General features: G+C 74.1%; 23 protein-coding genes and 1 pseudogene. 11 read left to right on the forward strand and 13 right to left on the reverse strand.

Features of this window, described 5'->3' with window-relative positions:
- The 3 genes from ACEQ2X_RS15045 to purB all read left to right on the forward strand — a co-directional run.
- Positions 1-567, forward strand: a 567-nt coding sequence (locus tag ACEQ2X_RS15045; protein ID WP_370326646.1) for a phosphotransferase family protein, incomplete at its 5' end; no start/stop codon positions are given.
- A 38-nt stretch (positions 568-605) separates the two neighbouring features.
- Positions 606-1,232 carry a hypothetical protein gene (locus ACEQ2X_RS15050; protein ID WP_370326647.1) on the forward strand — a complete coding sequence of 209 codons (627 nt, stop codon included), beginning with the start codon at positions 606-608 and terminating at the stop codon, positions 1,230-1,232.
- A gap of 25 nt (positions 1,233-1,257) precedes the next feature.
- Positions 1,258-2,706 carry an adenylosuccinate lyase gene (gene purB, locus ACEQ2X_RS15055; protein WP_370326648.1) on the forward strand — a complete coding sequence of 483 codons (1,449 nt, stop codon included), beginning with the start codon at positions 1,258-1,260 and terminating at the stop codon, positions 2,704-2,706.
- A 54-nt stretch (positions 2,707-2,760) separates the two neighbouring features.
- Here purB and ACEQ2X_RS15060 read toward each other — a convergent pair whose 3' ends face one another.
- The gene (locus ACEQ2X_RS15060) at positions 2,761-4,230 is read right to left on the reverse strand and encodes a hypothetical protein (protein ID WP_370326649.1); all 1,470 of its coding nucleotides are present in this window, start codon (positions 4,228-4,230) and stop codon (positions 2,761-2,763) included.
- Positions 4,231-4,280: 50 nt separating this feature from the next.
- Entirely contained in the window at positions 4,281-5,549 is a 1,269-nt protein-coding gene (gene purD, locus ACEQ2X_RS15065) for a phosphoribosylamine--glycine ligase (protein ID WP_370326650.1), read from the reverse strand.
- A gap of 110 nt (positions 5,550-5,659) precedes the next feature.
- Between purD and ACEQ2X_RS15070 the strand changes: the two genes are divergently transcribed.
- Both ACEQ2X_RS15070 and ACEQ2X_RS15075 read left to right on the forward strand, forming a co-directional pair.
- Entirely contained in the window at positions 5,660-6,148 is a 489-nt protein-coding gene (locus ACEQ2X_RS15070) for a cation:proton antiporter regulatory subunit (RefSeq protein ID WP_370326651.1), read from the forward strand.
- The gene (locus ACEQ2X_RS15075) at positions 6,145-7,359 is read left to right on the forward strand and encodes a cation:proton antiporter (protein WP_370326652.1); all 1,215 of its coding nucleotides are present in this window, start codon (positions 6,145-6,147) and stop codon (positions 7,357-7,359) included. Before ACEQ2X_RS15070 ends, ACEQ2X_RS15075 begins: the two co-directional genes overlap by 4 nt.
- Here the strand turns inward: ACEQ2X_RS15075 and ACEQ2X_RS15080 are convergent.
- The 7 genes from ACEQ2X_RS15080 to ACEQ2X_RS15110 all read right to left on the reverse strand — a co-directional run bounded on the left by ACEQ2X_RS15080 (position 7,341) and on the right by ACEQ2X_RS15110 (position 16,264).
- Positions 7,341-7,976: an isochorismatase family protein gene (locus tag ACEQ2X_RS15080; protein ID WP_370326653.1), complete on the reverse strand. Its 636-nt coding sequence runs from the start codon at positions 7,974-7,976 to the stop codon at positions 7,341-7,343. The genes ACEQ2X_RS15075 and ACEQ2X_RS15080 overlap by 19 nt on opposite strands.
- 88 nt (positions 7,977-8,064) lie before the next feature.
- Complete coding sequence (locus ACEQ2X_RS15085) at positions 8,065-9,939, reverse strand: hydantoinase B/oxoprolinase family protein (RefSeq protein ID WP_370326654.1); 1,875 nt, start codon at positions 9,937-9,939, stop codon at positions 8,065-8,067.
- Positions 9,940-9,944: 5 nt separating this feature from the next.
- Entirely contained in the window at positions 9,945-12,041 is a 2,097-nt protein-coding gene (locus ACEQ2X_RS15090; protein ID WP_370326655.1) for a hydantoinase/oxoprolinase family protein, read from the reverse strand.
- A 39-nt stretch (positions 12,042-12,080) separates the two neighbouring features.
- Positions 12,081-13,280: a CaiB/BaiF CoA transferase family protein gene (locus ACEQ2X_RS15095; RefSeq protein ID WP_370326656.1), complete on the reverse strand. Its 1,200-nt coding sequence runs from the start codon at positions 13,278-13,280 to the stop codon at positions 12,081-12,083.
- On the reverse strand, positions 13,277-13,963 hold the full coding sequence (locus tag ACEQ2X_RS15100; RefSeq protein WP_370326657.1) for a GntR family transcriptional regulator: 687 nt from the start codon (positions 13,961-13,963) through the stop codon (positions 13,277-13,279). The genes ACEQ2X_RS15095 and ACEQ2X_RS15100 overlap by 4 nt, the downstream gene beginning before the upstream one ends.
- A gap of 124 nt (positions 13,964-14,087) precedes the next feature.
- Positions 14,088-15,257 (reverse strand): Gfo/Idh/MocA family protein, encoded by a 1,170-nt coding sequence (locus ACEQ2X_RS15105; protein ID WP_370326658.1) that lies wholly within the window; start codon positions 15,255-15,257, stop codon positions 14,088-14,090.
- Between the two features lie 5 nt (positions 15,258-15,262).
- Positions 15,263-16,264, reverse strand: coding sequence for a sugar phosphate isomerase/epimerase family protein (locus ACEQ2X_RS15110; protein ID WP_370326659.1), 1,002 nt, complete (start codon positions 16,262-16,264; stop codon positions 15,263-15,265).
- A 173-nt stretch (positions 16,265-16,437) separates the two neighbouring features.
- On the opposite strand from ACEQ2X_RS15110, the gene ACEQ2X_RS15115 reads away from it, so the two are divergent.
- From ACEQ2X_RS15115 to ACEQ2X_RS15130, 4 genes are read left to right on the forward strand one after another with little or no spacing between them, the layout of a single operon-like run.
- Positions 16,438-17,352 carry a hydroxymethylglutaryl-CoA lyase gene (locus ACEQ2X_RS15115; protein WP_370326660.1) on the forward strand — a complete coding sequence of 305 codons (915 nt, stop codon included), beginning with the start codon at positions 16,438-16,440 and terminating at the stop codon, positions 17,350-17,352.
- 2 nt (positions 17,353-17,354) lie between these two features.
- A complete protein-coding gene (locus ACEQ2X_RS15120; RefSeq protein WP_370326661.1) occupies positions 17,355-18,500 on the forward strand; it encodes a hypothetical protein in 1,146 nt (381 codons plus the stop codon).
- 53 nt (positions 18,501-18,553) lie between these two features.
- Positions 18,554-19,507 carry a PLP-dependent cysteine synthase family protein gene (locus tag ACEQ2X_RS15125; RefSeq protein WP_370326662.1) on the forward strand — a complete coding sequence of 318 codons (954 nt, stop codon included), beginning with the start codon at positions 18,554-18,556 and terminating at the stop codon, positions 19,505-19,507.
- On the forward strand, positions 19,504-19,836 hold the full coding sequence (locus tag ACEQ2X_RS15130) for a hypothetical protein (RefSeq protein WP_370326663.1): 333 nt from the start codon (positions 19,504-19,506) through the stop codon (positions 19,834-19,836). The genes ACEQ2X_RS15125 and ACEQ2X_RS15130 overlap by 4 nt, the downstream gene beginning before the upstream one ends.
- A 23-nt stretch (positions 19,837-19,859) precedes the next feature.
- Here ACEQ2X_RS15130 and ACEQ2X_RS15135 read toward each other — a convergent pair whose 3' ends face one another.
- The 3 genes and pseudogenes from ACEQ2X_RS15135 to ACEQ2X_RS15145 all read right to left on the reverse strand — a co-directional run bounded on the left by ACEQ2X_RS15135 (position 19,860) and on the right by ACEQ2X_RS15145 (position 21,206).
- The gene (locus tag ACEQ2X_RS15135) at positions 19,860-20,522 is read right to left on the reverse strand and encodes a zinc-binding dehydrogenase (RefSeq protein ID WP_370326715.1); all 663 of its coding nucleotides are present in this window, start codon (positions 20,520-20,522) and stop codon (positions 19,860-19,862) included.
- 54 nt (positions 20,523-20,576) lie between these two features.
- Positions 20,577-20,738 (reverse strand): annotated as a pseudogene (locus ACEQ2X_RS15140) (hypothetical protein); the annotation flags it as partial.
- A gap of 54 nt (positions 20,739-20,792) precedes the next feature.
- On the reverse strand, positions 20,793-21,206 hold the full coding sequence (locus tag ACEQ2X_RS15145; protein WP_370326664.1) for a MarR family winged helix-turn-helix transcriptional regulator: 414 nt from the start codon (positions 21,204-21,206) through the stop codon (positions 20,793-20,795).
- An 80-nt stretch (positions 21,207-21,286) separates the two neighbouring features.
- On the opposite strand from ACEQ2X_RS15145, the gene ACEQ2X_RS15150 reads away from it, so the two are divergent.
- Positions 21,287-22,540 (forward strand): hypothetical protein, encoded by a 1,254-nt coding sequence (locus ACEQ2X_RS15150; protein ID WP_370326665.1) that lies wholly within the window; start codon positions 21,287-21,289, stop codon positions 22,538-22,540.
- 25 nt (positions 22,541-22,565) lie between these two features.
- On the opposite strand, the gene ACEQ2X_RS15155 is transcribed toward ACEQ2X_RS15150, so the two are convergent.
- On the reverse strand, positions 22,566-23,048 hold the full coding sequence (locus ACEQ2X_RS15155; RefSeq protein WP_370326666.1) for an Lrp/AsnC family transcriptional regulator: 483 nt from the start codon (positions 23,046-23,048) through the stop codon (positions 22,566-22,568).
- A gap of 81 nt (positions 23,049-23,129) precedes the next feature.
- On the opposite strand from ACEQ2X_RS15155, the gene ACEQ2X_RS15160 reads away from it, so the two are divergent.
- Positions 23,130-23,735, forward strand: coding sequence for a hypothetical protein (locus tag ACEQ2X_RS15160; RefSeq protein WP_370326667.1), 606 nt, complete (start codon positions 23,130-23,132; stop codon positions 23,733-23,735).
- Positions 23,736-23,748 lie beyond the last annotated feature (13 nt).

Consider the following 23,748-nt stretch of genomic DNA (forward strand, 5'->3'; position numbering starts at 1 on the left):
CGGCGCGCCGCCGCCGACCCCGCCGGGCTGCCGCCCCCCCGCCGCGCGCACGTCGCCCCGCACGCCGGCGTGCTGGCCGGGCTGCTGCCCGACCGCGAGCCGACGATCCGCCGGATCGCCGAGGTCGCCCGATCCGCCGCCGGCGGGCCCGAGGGGGTGGTGCACGGCGACCTCTACGAGGGCCAGGTGCTCGTGGACCAGAGGGGGGCGCTGTCGCTCATCGACCTCGACGGCGCCGGCACCGGCCCGGTCCTCGACGACTGCGCGACCGTCGTCGCCCACCTGTGGGCGCTGGCGCAGTGGCGACCGGCCGCCGCCACGAGGATCACCCGCTGGGCGGACGCCTACGTGGCGGCCGCCACCGGCATCGTCGACCCGCACGCCCTCCGCCACCGGGCTGCCGGGGTCCTCCTCGGCCTCGCCGCGGGCGGGTTCGCCGTGGGCGAGACGACGTGGCACGACACCGCCGTCGAGCGACTCGCCGCAGCGGCCCGCCTCGCGGGGATCGCAGATGAGGAGGTCCTCATGGCCACCTCACCGCGGTCACATGCCCGACCGGCACGGTGACGTCATCGCACGCACCCCACGACCCAGGAGGTACTCCCGTGCACAACCGTTGGAAGCTCATCGCCGCCGGCTCGGCGGTCGCCGGCATGGCCGTCGGCGGACTCGTCGTCCAGGCGACCGGCAGCGACCTGCCCCAGGCCATCCAGCTCGCGTCCGCCTCCCAGCAGCCCGCGCAGACCTCAGAGCCCTCCGCCACCGACCGCGTGGCGGCTCCCCCGGACCGGCCCACGGCCTCACCGACGACCCCCGAGGCCCTGCGCGACCCGGCGGTCCGCGGCTACCTCGGCGTCGGCCCCCAGCTCGTCGACAGCGCCCCGTCGGCCGACTCGGTCACGTCGCCCGGCACCAGCCCGGTCAGCCTGGCCAGCGTGGACGACGCCGACAGCCCGATCAGCCCCGACAGCCCGAACACCCCCGTCAGCCCAGTCAGCGCCGCCAGCCCCGCCAGCGCGGCCACACCCGTGAGCGTCGACAGCCCCGTCGCGGCTGCCCCCGCGGTGGCCGCGCCCGCCCCACCGCCACCCCCCGCACCGGCACCGGCACCGGTCCAACCCCCGCCCCCCGCACCGGCACCAGCTCCGCCGGCCCCCGCGCCCCAGCCCGACAGCCCCGCGTCCCCCGACAGCCCCGCCTCGGCGGCCAGCCCGGCCTCGGTCGACTCCTGACCGGCGTTGACGGTCGGCGGGGAGGATGTGCGAGCCTGCGCGCGTGACCACCTCCTCCCCGCTCCTGAACGTCCTCGCCGCCCGCTACGCCTCGCCGGCGATGGCCGACATCTGGTCCGCCGAGGGCAAGGTCCGCCGCGAGCGGCAGCTGTGGATCGCCGTCCTGCGCGCCCAGGCCGAGCTCGGCGTCGACGTCGACGAGCAGGTGATCCGCGACCACGAGGCCGTCGTCGACGACGTCGACCTCGACTCGATCGCCGCGCGCGAGCGGGTCACCCGCCACGACGTGAAGGCCCGCATCGAGGAGTTCAGCGCCCTGGCGGGCCACGAGCAGGTCCACAAGGGCATGACGTCCCGCGACCTGACCGAGAACGTGGAGCAGCTGCAGGTCCGCTCGAGCCTGCTCCTCGTCCGGGACCGCTGCGTCGCCGCCCTGGTGCGCCTCGCCGACCTGGCGATCCAGCACCGGGACCTCGTGGTCGCGGGGCGCACCCACAACGTGCCCGCCCAGGCGGTCACCGTCGGCAAGCGCCTGGCCAACGCGGGGGAGGAGCTGCTCGCCGCCACCGAGCGCGTGGACCAGCTCATCGAGCGCTACCCGCTGCGCGGCATCAAGGGCCCCGTCGGCACCCAGCAGGACCAGCTCGACCTGCTCGGCGACGCCGATGCCGTGGTCGCCCTCGAGCGGGCGGTCGCCCGCCACCTCGGCTTCACCCGGGTCCTCGACAACGTCGGTCAGGTGTACCCGCGCTCGCTGGACCTGGACGTCGTCAGCGCCCTGGTGCAGGTCGCGGCGGGCCCCTCCAGCCTGGCGACGACCTTGCGGCTGATGGCCGGCCAGGAGCTCGCCACCGAGGGCTTCCAACCCGGCCAGGTCGGCTCGTCCGCCATGCCGCACAAGATGAACTCGCGGTCGTGCGAGCGCATCAACGGCTTCGCCGTGATCCTCTCGGGACACCTGGCGATGGCCGCGGGGCTGGCGGGCGACCAGTGGAACGAGGGCGACGTGTCCTGCTCGGTGGTCCGCCGGGTCATGTTGCCCGACGCGTTCCTCGCCGTCGACGGGCTGTTCGAGACCTTCCTGACCGTCCTCGACGACATGGGCGTCTACCCGGCGGTGATCGCCCGCGAGCTCCAGCGGTACCTGCCGTTCCTCGGCACCACCCGCATCCTCGTCGCCGCCGTCCAGCGCGGCGTGGGCCGGGAGGTCGCCCACGACGTCGTCAAGGAGCACGCCGTCGCCGTCGCCCTCGCGATGCGGGAGCGGGGGCAGGTCGCCAACGACCTGGTCGAGCGCCTCGCCGCGGACGACCGCCTGCCCCTCGACCGCGAGGAGCTCACCGCGCTGCTGGCCGACGAGGCCGCCTTCGTGGGTCGGGCGCCCGCCCAGGTCGACGCGTTCGTCGAGGCCGTGCGGCCGTGGCGGGAGCGCGTCGGCGACGCCGCCACCTACACGCCGGCCGCCATCCTCTGATCCGGCCCGGCCGCCAGAGCCTTCAGCGAACCCCGGCCCTCAGCGAACCCGGCGTCAGCGACCGGTCGCGACCCACACCGGGCTGCGGCCGGTCGGCACCTCCACCCGGTCGCTCCCGTCGAGGGGCCCGACCAGCAGCGGGTGGCCCCCATCCCCGTCCACCGCGAGGGCGGCTGCGTCCCCGTCGGGGTGCAGCACGACGTCCTGCAACCCCGCCACGTCGTCGAGGGGTGCGGTCGTCCCGTCGGCGCGGAGCACGGCGGGCATCCCGTCGCCGGTGCGCACCACCACCGCGGCGCCGTCCGACGCGACGTGGCTGATCTCCTCGACGGGGGTGTGGGCCAGCAAGGTCCTGGCCTCCCCGCTGACCGCGTCGAGCACCACGACCCCACCCGCCTGGTCCGCGGGGACCCCCCAGATCCAGTCCGGCAGGGGGTGGTGGACGGGGCGTGCGCCGGCGGTCGGCTCGACCGGCTCGACCGTCCCCGCCGCGACGTCGACGACCTGCCACCCCTCCTCGTGGGCCACGAGCACGACCTGGCCGCCGGCGCCCACCACGGTGGTCGCGCCCTGGACGTCGATCGCCGGGAGCTCCGTCACCGTCCCGTCGGTGGCGACCAGGACCGACGGGGAGCCGGCGACCAGCACGCGGCCGTCCGGCAGGGGGATCGGCGTCCCGGGCTGGGCCAGCAGCGCGCGCTCCCGCCGGTCCGAGCCGTCGACCTCCTCGACCGAGAGGAGGATCCGGTCGGCGTCGACCATGACGTCGGCGAGGACGCCGTGCGCGCCGAAGCCCCAGCGGCGGTCGGGTGCCAGACGGCGGTCATCGCCGGTGGCGGTGTCGATCACGTGCAGGTCGTCCGCCGCGACCAGGACGTGACCGCCGTCCGCGGTGGCGCTGACGACCTCCGCGTCCTCGCCGAGCCGGTCGGCCAGGCCGAGCGGCTCGCCGCCGTCCATGCGCACGAGCCACGCACCCCCCTCGGCGTTCCACCAGGCCAGCGGGCCGACGACCACCGGGTCGCTCCGCGGCGCGTCCCCGGCGAAGGACAGCAACCGCAGCGACGTGGTCGTGGCGTCGAACAGCGCCCAGTCGCTGCCGAGCGTCTCCACCAGCGCCCAGCGGCCGCCGGGCTCTGCGTGGACGGCGATCGCGCCCGGCAGCCGGAAGCGGTCGAGCTCCACCCCCCGCTCGGTGCGGAGCACCACGTCGGTGGCGTCGGTCGCCGTCACCGGCCCCTCGCGGTCGACCAGGACGTGCGCGCCGGGGCGGGGGAGGGGTGCCGGCGCGCCCGGTGAGGCGGGGGCGACCGGGGTGGGCGCCTCCGCTCGGGGGATCTCGGGGGCGGGCTCCGCGCCGGCTGCGCCCTCGGTCGCGGTGACCACGGCATCCTCCGGGCCGGTGCACGCCGCGAGCAGCAGGAGGAGGGTGAGTGCCACCAGCCCGCACCCGGCGCGGACCGCGCGCTCGGCGACGACGCCCGCACGGTGCGCGGCACCGGCGCTCGGGGATGCGACGACCACGCGCACGACGCTACTGCGGTGACGACCCGGCCGGGGGTGGGGCCATCGGCTCAGGTCGGCGACGCCGCGATGTCGGTTCGCAGGTGGACGCCCTCGAAGTCGATGGCGCCGGCCGCGGCGTACGCACGAGCCCTCGCCAGGGCGATGCCGGGCCCGGTGGCGCTGACCGCGAGGACACGGCCACCGGCGGTCACGACCTGCCCGTCGCGACGGGCGGTGCCGGCGTGGAACACGACCGTGCCGTCCATCGCGCCGGCCACGTCGAGGCCGGTGATGGGCCGACCCACCTCGTAGGGCCCCGGGTACCCGCCGCTGGCCAGCACCACGGTGACGCACGCGTCGTCGCTGAACGCGAGCGGCCCGACCTCCTCCAGGCACCCCTCCGCGCAGGCCGTGAGGACCTGGCCGAGGTCGCTCTCCAGGCGGGGCAGCACCACCTGGGTCTCCGGGTCGCCGAAGCGCGCGTTGAACTCGATGACCCGCGGGCCGGCCGACGTCAGCGCCAGCCCGGCGTACAGGACGCCCACGAAGGGCGTGCCGCGACGTCGCATCTCGTCGATCACCGGCTGCAGCACGCGGACCCGGAGGTCCTCGACCACGTCGGCGTCGACGGCCGGCACGGGCGAGTAGGCGCCCATGCCACCGGTGTTGAGGCCCTCGTCGCCGTCGAGGGCGCGCTTGAAGTCCTGGGCCGGCGTCAGGGGGCGGACGGTCGTGCCGTCGCTCAGCCCGAACAGCGAGCACTCCGGCCCGTCGAGGTGCTCCTCGATCACCAGGGAGTCCCCGGCGTCACCGAACACGCGGTCGACCAGCGCATCGGCGATGGCCCCCTCCGCCTCCGCCCGGTCCGCGCAGATCCGCACGCCCTTCCCCGCGGCCAGGCCGTCGGCCTTGATGACGTACGGCGGGGCGAAGTCGTCCAGGGCGCGGATCGCCGCGTCGGGGTCCGAGCCGTGCCAGTGCCGTGCGGTCGGGACGCCGGCGGCGGCCATGACCTCCTTCGCGAACGCCTTGGACCCCTCCAGCCGCGCGGCGGCGCGCGTGGGACCGAAGGTCGTGATGCCGGCGTCCGCGAGCGCGTCGACGACCCCCGCGACGAGGGGTGCCTCGGGCCCCACGACGACCAGGTCGGCGTCGACGTCGCGGGCCAGGGCCACGACGGACGCGGGGTCCTCGGCATCGACGTCGCGGACGTCCGCGATGTCCGCGATGCCGGGGTTGCCGGGCGCGCACAGCACCGCGTCGACCGACGCCGAGCGGGACAGCGCCCAGCAGAGGGCGTGCTCGCGGCCACCGCCGCCGATCACCAGGGCTCGCATGCCGGCGATCCTCGCAGAGGTGCCGCGCGGCTGTCACACCGCCGCGCGTCTGGCGTGCACCAGCGGGTACCGTGCGGGCGATCCCGATCTGACCTCGACGGAGGCGTTGGATGGTCGACTTCCACGAGACGCGGCTGCCCGGTGTGGGCGTCCGCCACGACTTCGTGACCGGCGATGGGCGGCGGGTGGGGGTGATCACCCACCACAACGGCCGGAAGGACCTGCTGGTCTACTCCGACGACGACCCCGACGCGTGCAGCGAGGTCGTCAGCCTCGACACCGACGAGAGCGTCGGGTTGACCGAGTTGCTCGGCGGCTCGAAGGTCCACGCGACGCTGCAGGACCTGCAGCAGCAGGTCGAGGGGCTGACGATCGACTGGCTCCACGTCGCCGACGCGTGGTGGACGGCCGGCCGGACCATCACCGACACCCAGCTGCGACGCCGGACCGGGGTGTCGATCGTGGCGCTGATCCACCAGGGCGCGACCCTCCCCTCCCCGGAACCCGACCAGCCGCTGGCGGCCGACGACACCCTCGTCGTCGTGGGCACGCCCGAGGGGATCACCGCCGCGATCGAGCTCCTGCGACACGGCCCGTGACGTTCGCCGCAGCCGTCGGCGAATCGGGGGAGATGACCCTCATCTTCGTCGAGCTCGGCGCGATCTTCGTCGTCCTGGCGCTCCTCGCCCGACTGGCGCACCGCTGGGGGATCTCGCCGATCCCCTTCTACCTGGTCGCCGGCCTCGCGTTCGGCGAGGGCGGCGTGGTGCCCCTCGAGGTCAGCGAGGAGTTCGTCGAGGTCGGCGCCGAGATCGGGGTCCTCCTGCTGCTGTTCATGCTGGGGCTCGAGTACACCGCGGCCGAGCTGGGCGCCAGCGTCCGCAGCCAGGCGGCTGCCGGTCTGGTCGACCTGGTGGCCAACCTCTCGCCGGGCGTGCTGCTGGGGCTCGCGCTCGGGTGGGATCTCGGCGCCGCGGTGCTGCTCGGCGGGGTGACGTACATCTCCTCCTCGGGCGTGATCGCGAAGGTCCTGGCCGACCTCGACCGGCTGGGCAACCGGGAGACCCCCGTCGTGCTCGGGATCCTCGTGATCGAGGACCTGGTCATGGCGGTGTACCTGCCGCTCGTGGCGGTGGCGTTCCTCGGCGGGTCGGGTGGTGCGGCCACGCTGGTCACCGCCGTCGTCGCCCTCGCCGTCGTCCTCGCCGTGATCATGCGGTACGGCACCGGCATGACCCGCCTGATCGACACCGGCTCGGCCGAGGGGCTGCTGCTGATGGTCTTCGGGCTGGTCCTGCTGATCGCCGGCGTGTCCCAGCGGGTCCAGATCTCGAGCGCCGTCGGGGCGTTCCTCGTCGGCATCGCCCTGTCCGGCGAGGTGGCCGAGCGCACCCGGGAGCTGCTCACCCCGCTGCGCGACCTGTTCGCCGCGACCTTCTTCCTCTTCTTCGCGCTGCAGGTCGACCCGAGCAGCATCCCGGCGGTCGCCTGGCAGGCCGTCGTCCTGGCCGTCGCCACCGCGGCGACGAAGGTGGCGACCGGGTGGTGGGCCGCGGCCCAGGCCGGCGTGCAGGTCCGCGGCCGGGTGCGCGCGGGCGCGACGCTGATCGCGCGCGGCGAGTTCTCGATCGTCATCGCCGGCTTGGGGGTGGCGGCGGGGATCGAGTCGCAGCTGGGCCCGCTCGCCGCGGCGTACGTGCTGCTGCTGGCCGTCCTCGGCCCCTTGGCCACGCGGTTCGCCGACGACGCGGGCCGGTGGCTGGTGCGGCGGCGTGCGGCCCCCGCGGGAGGTCAGCGCGCGGAGAGGTAGGCCACGGCCGTCACGGTGTCGACCACCTCGGCGTACTTGGCGGCCAGGTCGGCGAGGTTCGCCTCGTGGATCGTCGGCGAGCGGTCCCCGCAGGCATCGGCGACCACGACCGGGATGAACCCGTGGGACATCGCGTCGACGGCGCTGGCCCGGACGCACCCGGACGTCGACACCCCGCACAGGACGACCGTGTCGACGCCGCGCGCGGTGAGCGTCCCGGCGAGCGACGTGCCGAAGAACGCGCTGGGCATCTGCTTGGTGATCACCAGCTCACCGGGGAGGGGGGCGGTCTCGGGACGGAACCCGCCGGGGCCGTCGGGGTCGATCGGCCCCTCACCCGCGAAGGCCGCCAACCCGGCGACCTTCCGGAAGAACACCCCGCCGTCTGCGCCGTCGGGGGCGTAGCGGACGGCCGTGTGGACCACCGGGACGCCAGCGGTGCGGGCGGCCGCGAGCAGCTCGGCTGCGGCGTCCAGCGCGGCGGTCGACGGCAGCTGGAAGACCCCGCCGTCATCGAAGTAGGCCCGCACCACGTCGATCACGACCAGGGCGGGGGAGGGGCCGGGGGTCAGCGCCCCTCCCCACCCGGACCGGTCGTGGCCGGCGTCGTGGGTCATCCCCCGCCTCGCGACCAGCGCCCAGGATCGCGCCGATCCTCGCCGTCAGGCGAGGGAGGCCCCGATCGCGCCCACCGTCGCCGCGGCATCACAGCCTCGCCACCGGCGGCCTCGGGGCGGGCAGCCCGGTCTCGGCCTCGCAGTTGGCGAGGATCTCCTCGAGCGGCGGGCCCGAGTTCACGAGCGGCAGCTCCTCCGGACGGCCCTCGCGGATCTCGGTGCGCAGCGACTCCGTGGCCGCGGCGTCGACCGTCCCGTCGGCGTCGCAGACCACGCCGTAGCGGCGGGCGCCCTCGACGGTGACCAGGCCCCGCTTGACCTCGAGGCCGACGAGGTCGGGGTCCCGCTCCAGCGGGTCGCCCCACCCTCCCCCTCCCCAGGTGACGAAGTGCAGCAGGTCGCCGGCCTTCACCGGCACGTCGTGGCACTTGCTGGGCAGCACCTCGGTGGTGCCGTCGGCCCGCTCGAGCCACTTGCGCCCGCGCGCGCCGGGCTCGCCGCCGAGCACACCCCACGGGTAGGTCAGCCAGCGGTCGTCGTGGATCGCGATCTCGCCGTCGGAGAGGAACCGGTAGGCGACGTCGACGCCGTTGCCGCCGCGGTGCAGGCCGGCACCGCCGGTGTCGGCGACGGTCTCCCAGATCTCGATGCGCAGCGGGTAGTACGACTCGAGGTACTCGCTCGGGATGTTCATGAAGCTCGGCCACAGGCTGTGGCCGTCGGGGCCGTCGCCCATCGGCCGGCCGGGGATCCCGCCGAAGCCGATCGAGTACAGCTGGAACCACTCGCCCTTCCGGGGACCCTCGGAGTAGGTGCCCGAGTACATGAAGTGCGGGCTCGAGGAGAACCCGGCGGCGTTCATCAGGTCGGGGTTCTGCTGGCCGAGCAGGCCGCCGAGCAGGTCGAACACCCGCCCGATGCCGTGGTTGCGGCCGCTCAGCGGCGCGGGGAACCGCGGCTTCCAGAAGCTGTCGGTGGGGATCACCACGTCCACCAGCGGGTAGAAGCCGTCGTTCCACAGGATCTGCGGGTCGGCGACGGTGATCATGTAGATCCCGAAGAACATCCGGATCAGGTTCTCGTTGATGAAGTAGTTGATCGGCCCGGCGGCCTGCGGGGAGGACCCGGTGAAGTCGATCGTCACCTTCTCGCCGTGGCGGGTGATCGCCATCTTCAGCTCGTACGGCCCGAACCCGACGCCGTCGTCGCAGATGTAGTCGGTGAACGAGACGGTCTTCCCCTCCTCGAAGACCATCTCGAGGAGCACCTTCATCGCGTCGTAGTTGCGCTGCAGCAGCGCGTCGAGCGCCGACAGGTACGTCTCGACGCCGAAGCGGTCGCACAGCTCGGTGATGCGCCTGCCCGCCGTCCGGCACGCGGCGACGATGCCGTTGAGGTCCGCCCGGTTCCAGTCGGGCTTGCGGACCTGCCGGAGGATGATCTCGAGGGCCTCCTCCGCCAGCACGCCTTGGTCATACAGCTTGAAGGGCGGGATCAGCACGCCCTCCTCGTAGATCGTCCGGGCGTCGGTCGGCATCGACGCGGGCGTCTTGCCGCCGACGTCGGACATGTGCCCGAACATGCTGGCCCAGCCGACCACCCGGCCGGAGTGGTAGATCGGCATGACGACCAGCCAGTCGTTGGCGTGGCTGATCGCCGCGCCGCAGGCGTAGGGGTCGGAGGTCAGCAGCACGTCGCCCTCGCGGATCTCCCCGTCGTAGCCGTCGAGGAAGTCCGGGATGGACAGGCCGAACTGGCCGACGACCATCTTCCCCTCGGGGTCGCCGATCAGGGGGAACTCGTCGTGCTGCTCGCGGATGCCGGGGGAGAGGGCGGTGCGGAACAGCACCTCGTCCATCTCGTAGCGGGCGTTGCGCAGCGCGTTCTCGACCAGGTCGAGGGTGACGGTGTCGACGTCGACGGGCTGCACCGGGTCGGTGGTCGATTCGATGATGGTGGCCATGGCGTCTACGCCTCCGGGGTGTGGGTCGCGGGGGTGATCAGCAGCGAGCCGGAGGGGTGCACCTCCGCGCGGTGGTCGGCGAGGACCAGGGTGGTCGAGTCCATCTCGGCGATGATCGCGGGGCCCGGCACGACGGTGCCGGCACCGAGCTTGTCGCGGTCGTAGACCGCCGCGGTGATCGTCTCGCCGTCCAGCCAGATGTCGGTGTCGGTCCGCTTCGCCGCCTCGAGGTCCCCGCCCTCGGGGACGGTCTCGGCGGCGACGTTCGGGCGGGGGCCGGTGGCCGTGGCGCGGAGGGTCACGACCTCGTGGTCGTTGCGGAGCAGGAACCCGAAGAGGCGCTCGTGCTCGGCGTTGAACGTGGTGGCCATGGCCGTGAGACCGCCGGCGCTGCTCTCCAACCCGCCGCGGGCGCTGTCGAAGGCGTCGATGTCGACGGTGACGGGGATCTCGAAGCCCTGGCCGTGGTAGCGCAGGTCCGCGGCGTAGGTGACGGTGATGTCGGCGTCGTCGACGCCCTCTGACCGCAGCGTCGCCCGGGCGGTCGCCGCCAGTTCGCCGAGGGTCGTCGCGATCTCGTCGTCGGAGGTCTCGGGGAACGTCCGGATCCAGGTCCGCGCCGCCTCGTCGCGCAGGCTGGTCGTCGCGTCGCCGTAGGCGCACAGCACGCCGGGCGACGGGGGGATGATGACCGGCCAGGAGCCGAGCAGCTTGCCGAGCGCGTTGGCGTGCAGCGGGCCTGCGCCGCCGAAGGCGACCAGGGCGAACTCCCGCGGGTCGAAGCCCTGCTGGACGCTGACCAGCCGCAGCGCGCCGAACATGTTCTCGTTGACGATGTCGATGATCCCGGCCGCCGCGGCCTCGACGCTGCCCAGGTCCGCGCCCTCGGCGATCGTGGCGACGGCCTCGCGCGCCGCGTCGACGTCGAGGGTGATCTCGCCGCCGGCCAGCTGGCTCGGCAGGTAGCCGAGGACGACGTTGGCGTCGGTCACGGTCGGGTCGGTCCCACCCGTCCCGTACGCCGCCGGGCCGGGGTCGGCGCCGGCGGACTGCGGGCCCACCCGCAGGGCCTTCGTCAGGGGCGGCACGTGGGCGATCGACCCGCCACCCGCCCCGACGGTGCGGACGTCGACGCTGGCCGCCCGGACGTCGAGGTCGCCTACGCGGGTCTGGCGGCCGATGCGCGGGACGAGGTCCTGGACCAGGGCGACGTCGGTGGACGTGCCGCCCATGTCGAAGGTGAGGAAGTCGCGGTGGCCGACCTGCCCGGCGACCCACGCCGCACCGGCGACGCCACCCGCCGGTCCGCTGAGGAGCATGTTGACCGGGTTGGCGGTGGCCACCTCGGCGGACGCCAGCCCGCCGTCGCTGCGGAGGATGTAGAGGGGGCCGTCGACGCCGCTGTCGGCCAGCTGGCCGGCCAGGTTGGTGATGTACCGGCTGACCTGGGGCTGCACGTAGCCGTTCGCCACCGTGGTGACGGTCCGCTCGTACTCGCGCAGCTCTGGCAGCACGTTGGAGGAGAGCGACACGGGGACGTCCGGGCCGAAGACCTCCGCGGCGATCTGGCCGATGGCCTTCTCGTGGTCGTCGTTGGCGAAGGAGTTGATCAGCGACACGCACACCGCCTCGACGCCGGCGTCCCGCAGCCCCTCGAGCTTCCCGCGGATGTCGTCGACGTCGAGGGCGGTCACGACCGTGCCGTCCGAGCCGACCCGTTCGATGGCCTCGACGGTGTGCTCGAGCGCGGCGAGCGGCTCGGGCTTGGGCCAGATGATCCAGCCGGCCAGCCCGCCGGGGACGAAGGACCGGGCGATCTGGAGGACCTGGCGGAACCCCCTGGTGGTGACCAGCCCGACCCGTGCGCCCTTCTGCTCGAGGATCGCGTTGGTCGCGACGGTCGTGCCGTGCAGCACCTCGGTCACGTCGGCCATGGCGATGCCCGCCTCGGCGCAGACGCGCTCGATGCCCCGCAGCACGCCGACGGACTGGTCGCTCGGCGTCGACGCGGTCTTCGCCCGCCACGTCTGCCCGCTGTCGGTGTCGATGAGGAGGACGTCGGTGAACGTGCCACCGACGTCGACTCCGAGCCGATGTGCCATGTGTGCCTCCTGGTGGTGGGTGTGGGGGTGGTGGAGGGGTCAGATCACGCCGTCGGCGTGCAGCGCGGCGATCTGGTCGTCGTCGAGGTCGAGGAGCTCAGCGAGGACCGCGTCGGTGTGCTCGCCGAGCGCCGGTCCCGCGTGGCGGACCCGACCGGGCGTCGCGGACAGGCGGGGGAACACGTTCTGCATCGGCACCTCGCCGAAGGAGGGGTGGGCGATGCGGACGATCGCCTCGCGGGCGGCGAAGTGCGGGTCGGCCAGCATGTCGCGGGCCGTGTAGACGCGGCCGGCGGGGACGCTGCCCTCCTCCATCGCCGCCAGCACGTCGTCGGCGGACCGCTGCGCGGTCCATGCCGCGATCAGGTCGTCGAGGGCCGCGGCGTTCGCCCCACGGGCGGAGTGGGTGGCGTAGCGCTCGTCGTCGGCGAGCTCGGGCTGGCCCATCACCGCCGCGAGGCGCTTGAAGACCGTGTCCTGGTTCGCCGCCACCAGCACCATCTCGCCGTCGGCGGTCGGGTAGGCGTTCGACGGCGCGACGTTCGGCAGCACCGAGCCGGTCCGCTCGCGCTGGTAGCCGGCGATCTCCCACTCGGGGACCAGGGACTCCATCAGGGCGAAGACCGCCTCGTAGATGGCCGAGTCGACCACCTGCCCGCGACCGGTGGTCTGCCGCTGGTGCAGGGCGACGAGCGTGCCGAGGCAGGCGAACGTGGCGGCGAGCGAGTCGCCGAGGGAGATGCCCGCCCGCGCCGGCGGCCGGTCCGGCTCGCCGATCACGTGGCGGATGCCGCCCATCGCCTCACCGATCGACCCGTAGCCGGCCCGGGGGCTGTAGGGGCCGGTCTGGCCGAACCCGGTGACGCGGGTGACGACCAGTCCGGGGTTCGCCTCCCACAGCGACGCGGGGTCGAGCCCCCAGCGCTCGAGGGTGCCGGGCCGGAAGTTCTCGAGCAGCACGTCGGCCTCGGTGGCGAGCCGCCGGACCAGGTCCTGGCCGGCCTCGGTCCGCAGGTCGACGGTGACCGACCGCTTGTTCCGGGCGAGCACCGGCCACCACAGCGACTGGCCGTGCGGCTTCTCCCGCCCCCACTCGCGCATCGGGTCGCCGCGGCCGGGGTCCTCGACCTTGATCACGTCGGCGCCGAAGTCGCCGAGGAGCTGGCCGCAGAACGGCCCGGCGAGCAGCTGGCCGAGCTCGATGACGCGGATGTCGGCGAGGGGCAGGGCGGTGGTCATCGGTCGGATCGGCTCCGTGGGACGGCGGGGTCGGAGGTCGTGGGGCGCAGGGGGCCGAGCATCGAGGCGCGCGCGTTGAACAGGTGCGCGCGCATGACGCTCTCGGCCCACCGGCCGTCGCGGGCGCGCAGCGCCGCGACGATCTCGAGATGGTGGGCGACGCTGCGGCGGACCGAGTCGGCGTCGAAGCCGTTGAGGGTCCGCAGCGCCGCGACGGTGTTGAACAGCGAGTCGATCGTCGCGGTGAGGGTGCTCGATCGCGTGGCCACGGCGACGGCGGCGTGGAAGGCGGCGTTCAGCCCGTAGACGCGGTCGAGGTCCTGGGCGGGGCCGGGCAGGGCGTAGAGGGCGATCTCCTCGGCCAGCTGCTCGAGCCGGTCGAGCTCCTCGTCGGTGATCGTGGCGGCCGCCCGGCGGGCTGCCGTCCCCTCGACCTGGGCGCGGAGGTCGAAGATGTGCTCGAGCTCGTCGTCGGTGAACTCCACGACCCGTGCGCCCTTGTGGGGGACGATCTCGACCAGGCCGTCCGCAGCCAGTCGCCGGAGGGCCTCCCGGACGGGCGTGCGGCTGACGTCGAGGCGCTCGGCGAGCTCGACCTCGCCCAGCTTCTCCCCCGGTTTGTACACACCGCGGAGGATCAGCCCGCGCAGCGCCTCCAGCGTGCTGGGGGGATCCTCGTCCACACCGCCTCCTCACCGATCGAGCTGTATACAACCGATCGCAGGGAGGAGGGTGGTGTCAAGGGTTTTCTCGGCATGCCGCGACCCCGGGCGGCGGTGCGCCACCCGGGGTCGGGCCGTGGCTGGGTCAGCCGTCGATCGTGATCCAGCCACCGACGTCGGCAGATCGCTGGACGGCGTCCAGGACCCGCTGGACGTGCAGGCCGTCGGCGAAGCTCGGCGAGGGGTCGCGCCCCTCGGCGATGTCGCGGATGAGGTCGACGAACTCGTGGCTGAAGCTGTGCTCCCAGCCGATGATGTGGCCCGGCGGCCACCAGGCGCCGGCGTAGGGGTGGTCGCCCTCGGTCATCAGGATCCGGCGGAAGCCCTGCTCGGCCGCGGGCTGGTCGGTCGTGTGGAGCTCGAGCTCGTTGAGGCGCTCGAGGTCGAAGGCGATGCTCCCCGACGACCCGTTCACCTCGATGCGCAGCCCGTTCTTCCGGCCCACCGCGAAGCGGGTCGCCTCGAAGGTGGCCAGGGCCCCGCCGCTCAGCCGGGCCAGCGCCAACGCCGCGTCGTCGACGGTGACGGGTCCCCGCTCCGTGCCGCCGCCGGCGGCGGACAGCCCCTCGGACCCCTCGGTGAGCGGTCGCTCCGTCACGAAGGTGTGCGTCAGCCCGGTGACCTCCGCGATCTGCTGGCCGGTGAGGTGCTCGGCCAGGTCGAGGATGTGCGCGCCGATGTCGCCGAGCGATCCGGAGCCGGCGTGCTCGGCCTGCAGGCGCCACACCAGCGGGAACTCGGGGTCGGCGATCCAGTCCTGCAGGTAGACGGCGCGGACGTGGTGGATCGTGCCGAGCCGCCCGTCGGCGATCAGCCGCCGGGCGTGGGCCAGGGCGGGGACGCGCCGGTAGTTGAACCCCACCATGGACCGGACGCCGTCGGCGCGGGCGCGCTCGGCCGCGACGGCCATCTCCTCGGCCTCCGCCACGGTGTTGGCGAGGGGCTTCTCGCAGAGGACGTGCTTGCCGGCGGCCAGGGCGGCGAGGGCGATGTCGTGGTGGCTGTCGCCGGGCGTGCAGATGTCGACCAGGTCGATGTCGTCGCGCTCGACGACCGCGCGCCAGTCGTCCGAGGCCTCGTCGTAGCCGAGGGTCTGCCGGGCGGCCTCGGCCTTGTCGGCGTCCCTGCCGCAGATCACGGCCATGACCGGGGTGAGCGGCAGGTCGAAGTGCCGCCCGATCGTCGCCCACGCCTGGGCGTGGGCACGACCCATGAAGCCGTAGCCGATCGTCGCGACGCGGAGGGTGTCGGCCACGGCGCTCACTCGCTCGAGAACGCGGCGTCGAAGGCGGCGGTCGGGACGTCCCAGTCCAGCCGCTTGAGGTACTCGAGGGACTCCGGCGCGCCGACCAGGCGGTCCATCCCGGCGTCCTCCCACTCCACCGAGATCGGCCCGTCGTAGCCGATCGCGTGGAGCATCCGGAAGCAGTCCTCCCACGGCACGTCCCCGTGGCCGACGGACACGAAGTCCCAGCCGCGGCGCATGTCGGCCCATGGCAGGTGGCTGCCCATGCGGCCGTTGCGGCCGTTCAGGCGCTTCACCGACTCCTTGCAGTCGACGTGGTAGATCCTGTCCTTGAAGTCCCACAGGAACCCGACCGGGTCGAGGTCCTGCCAGATGAAGTGCGACGGGTCGAAGTTGAGCCCGAACGCCTCGCGGTGGCCGATCGCGTCGAGCGTCCGGACCGTCGTCCAGTAGTCGTAGGCGATCTCCGAGGGGTGGACCTCGTGGGCGAAGCGGACGCCGACCTCGTCGAAGACGTCGAGGATCGGGTTCCAGCGGTCGGCGAAGTCGCGGTAGCCGTCCTCGATCATCGACTCGGGCACCGGCGGGAACATCGCGACGGTGTGCCAGATCTTCGAGCCGGTGAAGCCGACGACGGTGTCCACGCCCAGCTTGGCCGCCGCCCGGGCGGTGTCCTTCATCTCCTCGGCCGCCCGCTGCCGCACGCCCTCGGGTTCGCCGTCGCCCCAGATGCGCGCGGGGAGGATGCCCTTGTGGCGCTCGTCGATCGGGTGGTCGCAGACCGCCTGGCCGACCAGGTGGTTCGAGATGGTCCACACCTCGAGGCCGTGGCGGGCGAGGAGCTCCTTCCGGCCCTCGACGTAGCCGTCCTCGTTCACCGCCCGGTCGACCTCGAAGTGGTCGCCCCAGCAGGCGAGCTCGAGGCCGTCGTAGCCCCACCCCGCCGCGAGCTCGGCGACCTCCTCGAGCGGCAGATCCGCCCACTGGCCGGTGAAGAGCGTGAAGTTGCGTCCCATGGGCGTGTGCCTCCTCGGCAGGTCGTCGCCTGAGCGGGGTTCGGTGGGTGGCTCGGCCCCGCGGATGCAATGGGAGAACTTCTGCATTGTCAATGGCTCAAGGGGATTTGTTGTGTGGACGAAGGAATGTGACCCGTTGAGGCGGTCGCCGCCGGTGCGGCAGAGTGGGGCGCGTGGATGCACGTGCGACGGTCGAGATCGTGGAGGTGGGGCCGCGCGACGGCCTGCAGAACGAGTCGGCGGTGCTCGACCCGGAGGTCCGCGCGGCGTTCGTCGACCGCCTGGTCGCCACCGGGCTGCGCCGGGTCGAGACGGTCAGCTTCGTCCACCCGGGTCGCGTGCCCCAGATGGCCGGGGCGGAGGAGGTCATGGCCGCCGTCGCGCGCACCGGCCCCTCGGGCGAGCGGGTGTCCCACATCGGGCTGGTCCTGAACGAGCGAGGGCTCGAGCGGGCGGTGGCCGCCGGGGTGGACGAGGTGAACCTCGTCGCCATCACCACCGAGACGTTCAGCCAGCGCAACCAGGGCGCCGGCGTGGACGACGTGCTCGCGGCGACGGTGCGGATGCTGTCGGCGGCCAGGGCCGAGGGGCTGTCCACCACCGTCACCGTGTCGGCGGCGTTCGGGTGCCCGTTCGAGGGTGAGGTCTCGACCGAGCAGGTCATGCGCGTGGTCCGCGAGGTCCTGCCGGCCGAGCCGGACGAGATCGCCCTGGCCGACACCATCGGCGTCGGCGTGCCCGCGGACGTCCGCCGGCTGGTGGCAGCGGTCCGCGCCGAGTCCGACGTGAAGCTCCGCGCGCACTTCCACAACACGCGCAACACCGGGTACGCGAACGCCCTCGCGGCGGTGGAGGAGGGTGTGGCGGCCCTCGACGCCTCGTCCGGCGGGTTCGGCGGCTGCCCGTTCGCCCCGGCCGCCACCGGCAACATCGCGACCGAAGACCTGGTCTACGCGCTGTCGCGGTCGGGGATCGAGACCGGCGTGACCGTCGAGGACCTCATCCCGCCGGCGTCCTGGATCACCGAGCAGCTCGGGGCGTTCGAGGCGCCGGCGCTGCTGGGCCGGGCCGGCGGCTTCCCCAGCTGACCGTGGCCGGCCGTGCACGGATCCTGATCGACTTCGTCGACGCCCACAACGTCGGCCACGTCGTCGAGGCGCTGCGCTACGCCGCCGGCCACCGCGCGGCCAACCCGGACGCCCACATCGGGCTCGTGCTGAACGCCGCCTCGCCGTCGGAGATGGCCACGTGGGCCGGGACGGTCGACGAGGTCTTCACGATCCCGCTGTACGAGGGCGTCGAGGCGATGGCCGGCGCCGCCGCGGGGATCCCGGCGGAGTGGGACTACGTCCTCGACGACCTGCGCAGGACCAACCCGGTGCAGCTCGACGTGGTGCCGGGCTTCGCCGACTGGTGGCCGATCGCCGACGCGCACTTCGAGGCAGCCGAGCACCGCGGGTACTGCGGCATCCCTCCCCAGCCGCCGGGCTACGTCCCGCACCAGACGGTGCGACTCGACCTGCCGGCGGCGGCGCGGGCGTCGGCGGGCGACCTCGTCCCCGGCGGCAGCCCGCGGATCGCCGTCGTCCCCGCGGGGTCCTCGGCGCGGGAGACCTACCCGTCGGCGGCGGCCTGGACCGACGTGATCGGCGCGATCACCGACCGCTGGCCGGACGCGGTGGTGGCCCTGATCGGCAAGACGGCCGCCGACGGCCGGACGACCACCCAGGTGAGCGGCGACGAGCACGCCGCCCTGGCTGGCCTGCCCGGCGTCGTCGACGTCTTCGACCGGCCCCTCGCCGAGCAGCTCGCCGTGGTGGAGGGCTGCGACGCCTTCCTGTCCACCCACACGGGCTTCGGCCTGGCCGCGCTGGCCGTCGCCACGCCGTGGGTGTGCATCGCCGGGGGCGCCTGGCCCGAGTACTTCTTCAACGGCGTGCCGTTCCGCTCGGTGATGCCGCCGGCGGCGTTCGGCTCGTTCAGCCTGTACGAGCCGGTGCCGACCGTCGAGGACGACGAGGGGGAGGGGCGGCGCCAGCTCCACGTGACCCGCGGGCGGATCCGGGAGGACACCACGGCGATCCTCGACGCGATCGAGGCCCTGGCCGCCGGACAGGTCGGCTACGACGAGGCCGTGGCCGACCACTTCCGCCGCCTCTCCGACGTGCTGGGCGACCGGGCCGACCAGATCTTCAGCATCGACATGGTGCACCTCCGCCACCTGCCTGCGAGCTGAGCGTCGCGGTGTGACCGGAGCGGCGGAGATCCCGTCGGGTGTAGCGTCCGGCTGTGCACGTCGCCGACTCCATGCTGGGGGCCATCGGCCGCACCCCGCTGCTGCGGATCGCCAGCGGGTCGGCCGCCACGATCGTCGTGAAGCTCGAGGCGGCCAACCCGACCGGGTCGTACAAGGACCGGATGGCCCTCGCGATGATCCGCGGCGCCGAGGCCGACGGCCGCCTCGCCCCCGGGCAACCGGTGATCGAGTACACCGGCGGGTCGACCGGCAGCTCACTCGCGTTCGTGTGCGCGCTGACCGGCCACCCGCTGCACATCGTCAGCTCGACGGCCTTCGCGACGGAGAAGCTGGCCACGATGGCCGCGTTCGGGGCCCACGTCGAGGCGGTCGAGTCCCCCGAGGGCATCACCGGCGACCTGATCCGTCGTCTGCAGGATCGCGTGGCTGAGCGCGCCGAGGCGCTGGGCGCCTTCCGGACCGACCAGTTCGCCAACACCGACATGATCGCGGGCTACCGCACCCTGGGCGCCGAGCTGCTGGCCCAGGTCGGCGGCCCGGTGGACGCCTGGTGCAGCTACGTGGGCACCGCCGGGTGCTTCGTGGGCGTGTCCCAGGTGCTCGCCGCGGCGAACCCCGACCTGCTGCGCGTGGTGGCGGAGCCCGCCGAGTCCCCGGTCATCGGCGGCGGAGCCCCGGGGACCCACCGCATCGAGGGGGGCGGGGTCGGGTTCGTCCCCCCGCAGCTTCCGGCGGATGGCTGGGACCGGGTCATCGCGGTGTCGACGCCCGAGGCGGTCGCCCAGGCCCGGCGGTCGATCCGGGAGCTCGGGCTGTTCAGCGGCCCGTCGACCGGCGCGAACCTGGTCGCGGCCCAGCAGGTCGCCACCGAGCTCGGCCCGGGCCACGTGGTCGCGACGGTCCAGGTCGACAGCGGCCTCAAGTACCTGGTCGGCGCGACGTTCGAGACGGCCGGGCGCATCGAGGTCATCGGCGCCGAGGCGTGATCGTCGCGGTGGTCGCCTGGCTCGAGGGCGAGGGGTGGGCGCTCGACCAGAGCCCGCACGACGGCGGGCCGGGCATCGTCGTGGCCCGTCGCGATGGGCAGCGGCTCACGGCGCTCGTGTCGGCCGCCACCACGGCGGAGGGCGTGGACGCCGCGGTCGGCGCGCTGCTCAGGACGATCGACCCGGCTGAGGAGGGCACCGCGTACGCGCTGGTCGTGCCGGAGGCGGTCGTCAGGTACGCCGTGCGGGTCCACCCCGAGGTGCGCCACCGCCTCGGCATCGAGGTCCACGGCGTCGACGGATCGGGCCGGGTGCGCGGGCGCCGCTGAGCCGCGGTCACCGACCCCTCAGATCATCGCGTGGGGGCCGGTGCGGCACCGACTCGGACCAGCTGCTTGCCGAGGTTCCGGCCGGTGAACAGCCCGGCGAGCGCTGCCGGAGCGTGCTCGAGCCCGTCGACGACGTGCTCCGCCACCACGATGTCACCGGCTTCGACCCAGCCGTGGAGGCGCTCGACGGCCTCGCCGAACGCGTCGAGGTGGTCGAGGACGACGAAGCCCTCCATGCGGGCGCGGCGGAGGCCGAGCTCGACGTGGTGGTGGATGCCGACGGTCGGGGTGCCGCCGTCGTAGCCGGTGGAGAGCGCACCGACCACCACGACGCGGGCACCCCGGGCCAGGTTCACGAGCGCCGCGTCGAGGACCGGCCCGCCGACGCCGTCGAGCACCACCGCAACCCCCTCTGGTGCCGCGGCTCGCAGTCGGCCGGGGAGATCGGCCTCGTGGTGGTCCAGGCACGCGTCGAGACCTGCCACGTCCGTCGCCCAGCGGCACTTCTCCGACCCGCCGGCCACGCCGATGACGCGGCAGCCGAGCGTCCGCGCGATCTGGGCCGCGACCGATCCGGTCGCCCCCGCGGCCGCCGTCACCAGGACGGTGTCGCCGGGTTCGGGCCGCCCGTAGCGGGTGACGCCGATGTACGCGGTGATGCCGGGGATCCCGTAGACGCCGAGCATGCGCCGTGGCTCGATGCCCGGCGGCACGACGGTCAGGCCGCCCACACCGTCCCCTGCGACGACGGCGTGCTCCTGCCAACCGAGGTCACCGACCACGTGGGTGTCGACACCGACGTCAGAGCGGTGGGAGACGACCACGACCCCGGCGCCCGCCCCGCGCATCACCGCGCCCAGCGGCACCGGCGCGGGGCCTGGCGCCCAGGACCAGGCACCCCGTGATCTCGGGTCCGTCCGGTCGGCGGGTCAGCGCCCAGGCGCGGTCCTGCGCGGTCATGCGAACGGCACCAGGGCGGTGAGGAGCTCGGCCAGCGCCGCGCGGCCGTCGGGGTCGAGCACGCGGGTGAGGAGCGACTCGGCCCGCTCCTCGGCCTGGGCGACGGCATCCCGGGTGCGGGCCCTCCCGGCGTCGGTCAGCACGACGAGCGCCAGCCGCGCGTCGCGGGGGTCGGAGGTCCGCGTCACGTACCCGAGCTTCTCGAGAGGGGCGAGGAGGCGGGTGACGCCGGAGGGGGTCATGCCGAGGACCTCGGCGAGGTCCTGGCGCCGGAGGGTCCCGTCGGGCGCGTCGGCGAGCCGGCGCAGCGCCGCGAGGTCGTTGAGGGACAGGCCCTGGACCTCGAGGCGCCGTCGCACCTCGGATTCGGCGCGGGAGAGCAGGAGGCAGGTGTCGAGCGCGGTCGCCACGACCGTCGATCCTTCCGTTGACAGATGTGTGATCAGTCAATGATCATACACGAGCGTCGTCGGGTGGAAGGGTGGTCGTGGTGGAGGGATCGGCGGACATCGCCCCCGAGCAGCTCGCTGCCCGGGCGACGGAGGGGTGGTGGTTCCATCACCTGGACGTCCCGGCGCAGCTGGCGGCGCGCGGCCGTCCCGACCTGGCCCTCGACGTCTGCCGGTCGCTGATCTCCAGGTGGGGAGACGATCCCCGCGGGGAGGAGGGCCACAGCCGGGCGGTGGTGGTCGACCAGGTCGCGGCGTTGCAGCCCCTCGACGGTGTGGTCGACCTCCTCCGTCGGCTGGCAGGGGGCCGCGACATCCCCGAGCTGGCGCGACGCCGTGCCGTCCACCACCTGGTGGAGGGAGGCCTGGTGGAGGGGGGACTGGTGGAGGCGGGGCCGATCGGCGCCGGCCCGGACGACCTCGACGGGGTGGCCGTCGTCGACGTCGCGCGAGCCCTGCACACCAGGGGCGACCACGAGCGGGCGCGCGAGCGGCTGGCGTCGGGGGGCACACCGGATGAGCGGGAGGTGTGGTGGTGGGGCGGCGTGGACGACGTGGCGAGCCAACCCACCGCCACCCTCCTCGCGTTGGCAGCAGGCAGCCGGTGGTGGTTCGAGCGGTCCTGGGCGGGACGGATCCTGGTCGTCCGCGGCCACCTGGACGAGGGGCTCCGGGGGCTGGCCGGCGCCCTGGAGGCCATGACGACGGTCCCCGCCGCGCGGCGCGGAGACGCGGTGGTCCAGCGCGAGCCGTCGCTCGCGGTCGAGCTCGCAGCGGACCACCTGGACCACCCGACTGGACGCGACGCGATCACCGCGGGGATGGCCAACCCGTGGCACGTCGTCCACCGACCGGCGCTCGCCCGCGTCCTGGCCGCCGGCTCGGCGGCGGATCCGGCCGACCTGTGCGACCGGCTGGGCCGCCGAGGTCCCGACGGCTGGGTGGCGGCGATCGCGACCGCGGTCGGGGCGGGCGAGGTCGACATCGCCGCGGCGCATCTCGACGCCCTCGTCGCGCACGTCATCGCGGCTCCGGCCGCACCGCTCGTGTGGCGTCTGGCTGCCCTCGGCGCGACCGACCAGGCCGTGGCGGTCGGGGCGGCGGCGGTCCTCAGCGGGTGGGCGGCGCGCGACGACCACGACGCGCTGCAGCTCCTCCGGGAGCTGGCCGCCATCGGGGGTCCGGCGGCCGCAGACGCGCTGCGACGGGTGGCAGACGATCGCGCCCGGCTCCTCCCCGAGCTCGACCCCCGCCTCCGCGCCGCGGTCGACGACCTCCTGGGCGGCCTGGCCTGACCGCGAGCGGCCGCGACCCGGCCGGTCAGCGGCTGCGGCCCGGCGGTGGTGAGACCCCGACGGGGACCGCACCTCCCTCCTTGACCGTCTTCATCGCGATCTGGCTGACGGCCCGCCGGATGCCGGGGAGCGCGGAGAGCGTCGTGGTGTAGAGGTGCTCGTAGGCCGTCGCGTCGCGGACCGCGACCCGCAGCAGGTAGTCGGGTTCACCGAAGAGACGGTGGGCCTCGAGGACGTCGTCGGCCTCGAGGACAGCCTCCTCGAAGGTCTCGATGTAGTCGGTCGTTGACGCCACGAGGTCCACCCAGACCAGCACCCGGAAGCCCCGGTCGACCGCATCGAGGTCCACGGCCGCGTGGTAGCCGGTGATGACGCCGGCGTCCTCGAGCGCGCGGACGCGCCGGAGGGTTGGCGTGGGGCTCAGGCGGATCCGCCGGGCCAGCTCGGCGTTGGACATCCGCCCGTCCCGCTGAAGGTGCGTGAGGATCTCACGGTCGAGGCGATCCATGGTGGATCATGCTACTCAGGGCGACCCTTCAGGTCCGATGTTGGTGATCAGCGTACGTCGCTGGTGGATAGCGTGGGTCGGGTGTCCCTGATCGACTTCCTGCCCCTGGCCGCCACCGCGTGCGCCGTGCCCCAGCTCGTCCCGCAGCTGGCCCGGCTCGTCCGCACGCGACGGCCCGACGGCGTGTCGCCGGCGTGGGCGAGCCTGACCGCGGCGAGCAACCTCGGGTGGTTGGCGTACTTCACCTCAACCGGGTTGTGGACGGCGGCGGTCCCGTCCACGACCTGCGCGCTGGTCGCGGGCGGGATCGTCGTGGCGCTGGGCCGCGCGGGGGCGCCGGTCCGGCGAGGCGTGGCGATCGGGACGACATGGCTGGCGGTGCTGATCGCGGCGGTGGCCCTGGCGGGGCCGACCGGCCTGGGCGGGGTGCTCGCGGGCGCCTTCGTCCTGCAGGTCGTCCCGTCGCTGCGGACGGCGTGGTCGACGACCGAGCCCGTCGGCGTCAGCCGTGCCACCTGGGTGCTGATCGGCGCCGAGGTCGTGTGCTGGGGGGCGATCGGCCTGCTCGACGCGCGGCCGCCCTTGATCGCCCTGGGTGTGACCGGGGTGACGGCTGCGGCCGCCATGCTGGTGCTGACCCGCGCGGGTCGGCTGCGGGCGGCACCAGCACCGGCTCCGGCGGCCTGACGCCCCGCCCGAC

The sequence above is a fragment of the Euzebya sp. genome, from assembly GCF_964222135.1.
In the GTDB taxonomy this organism is placed as follows: Bacteria; Actinomycetota; Nitriliruptoria; order Euzebyales; family Euzebyaceae; genus Euzebya.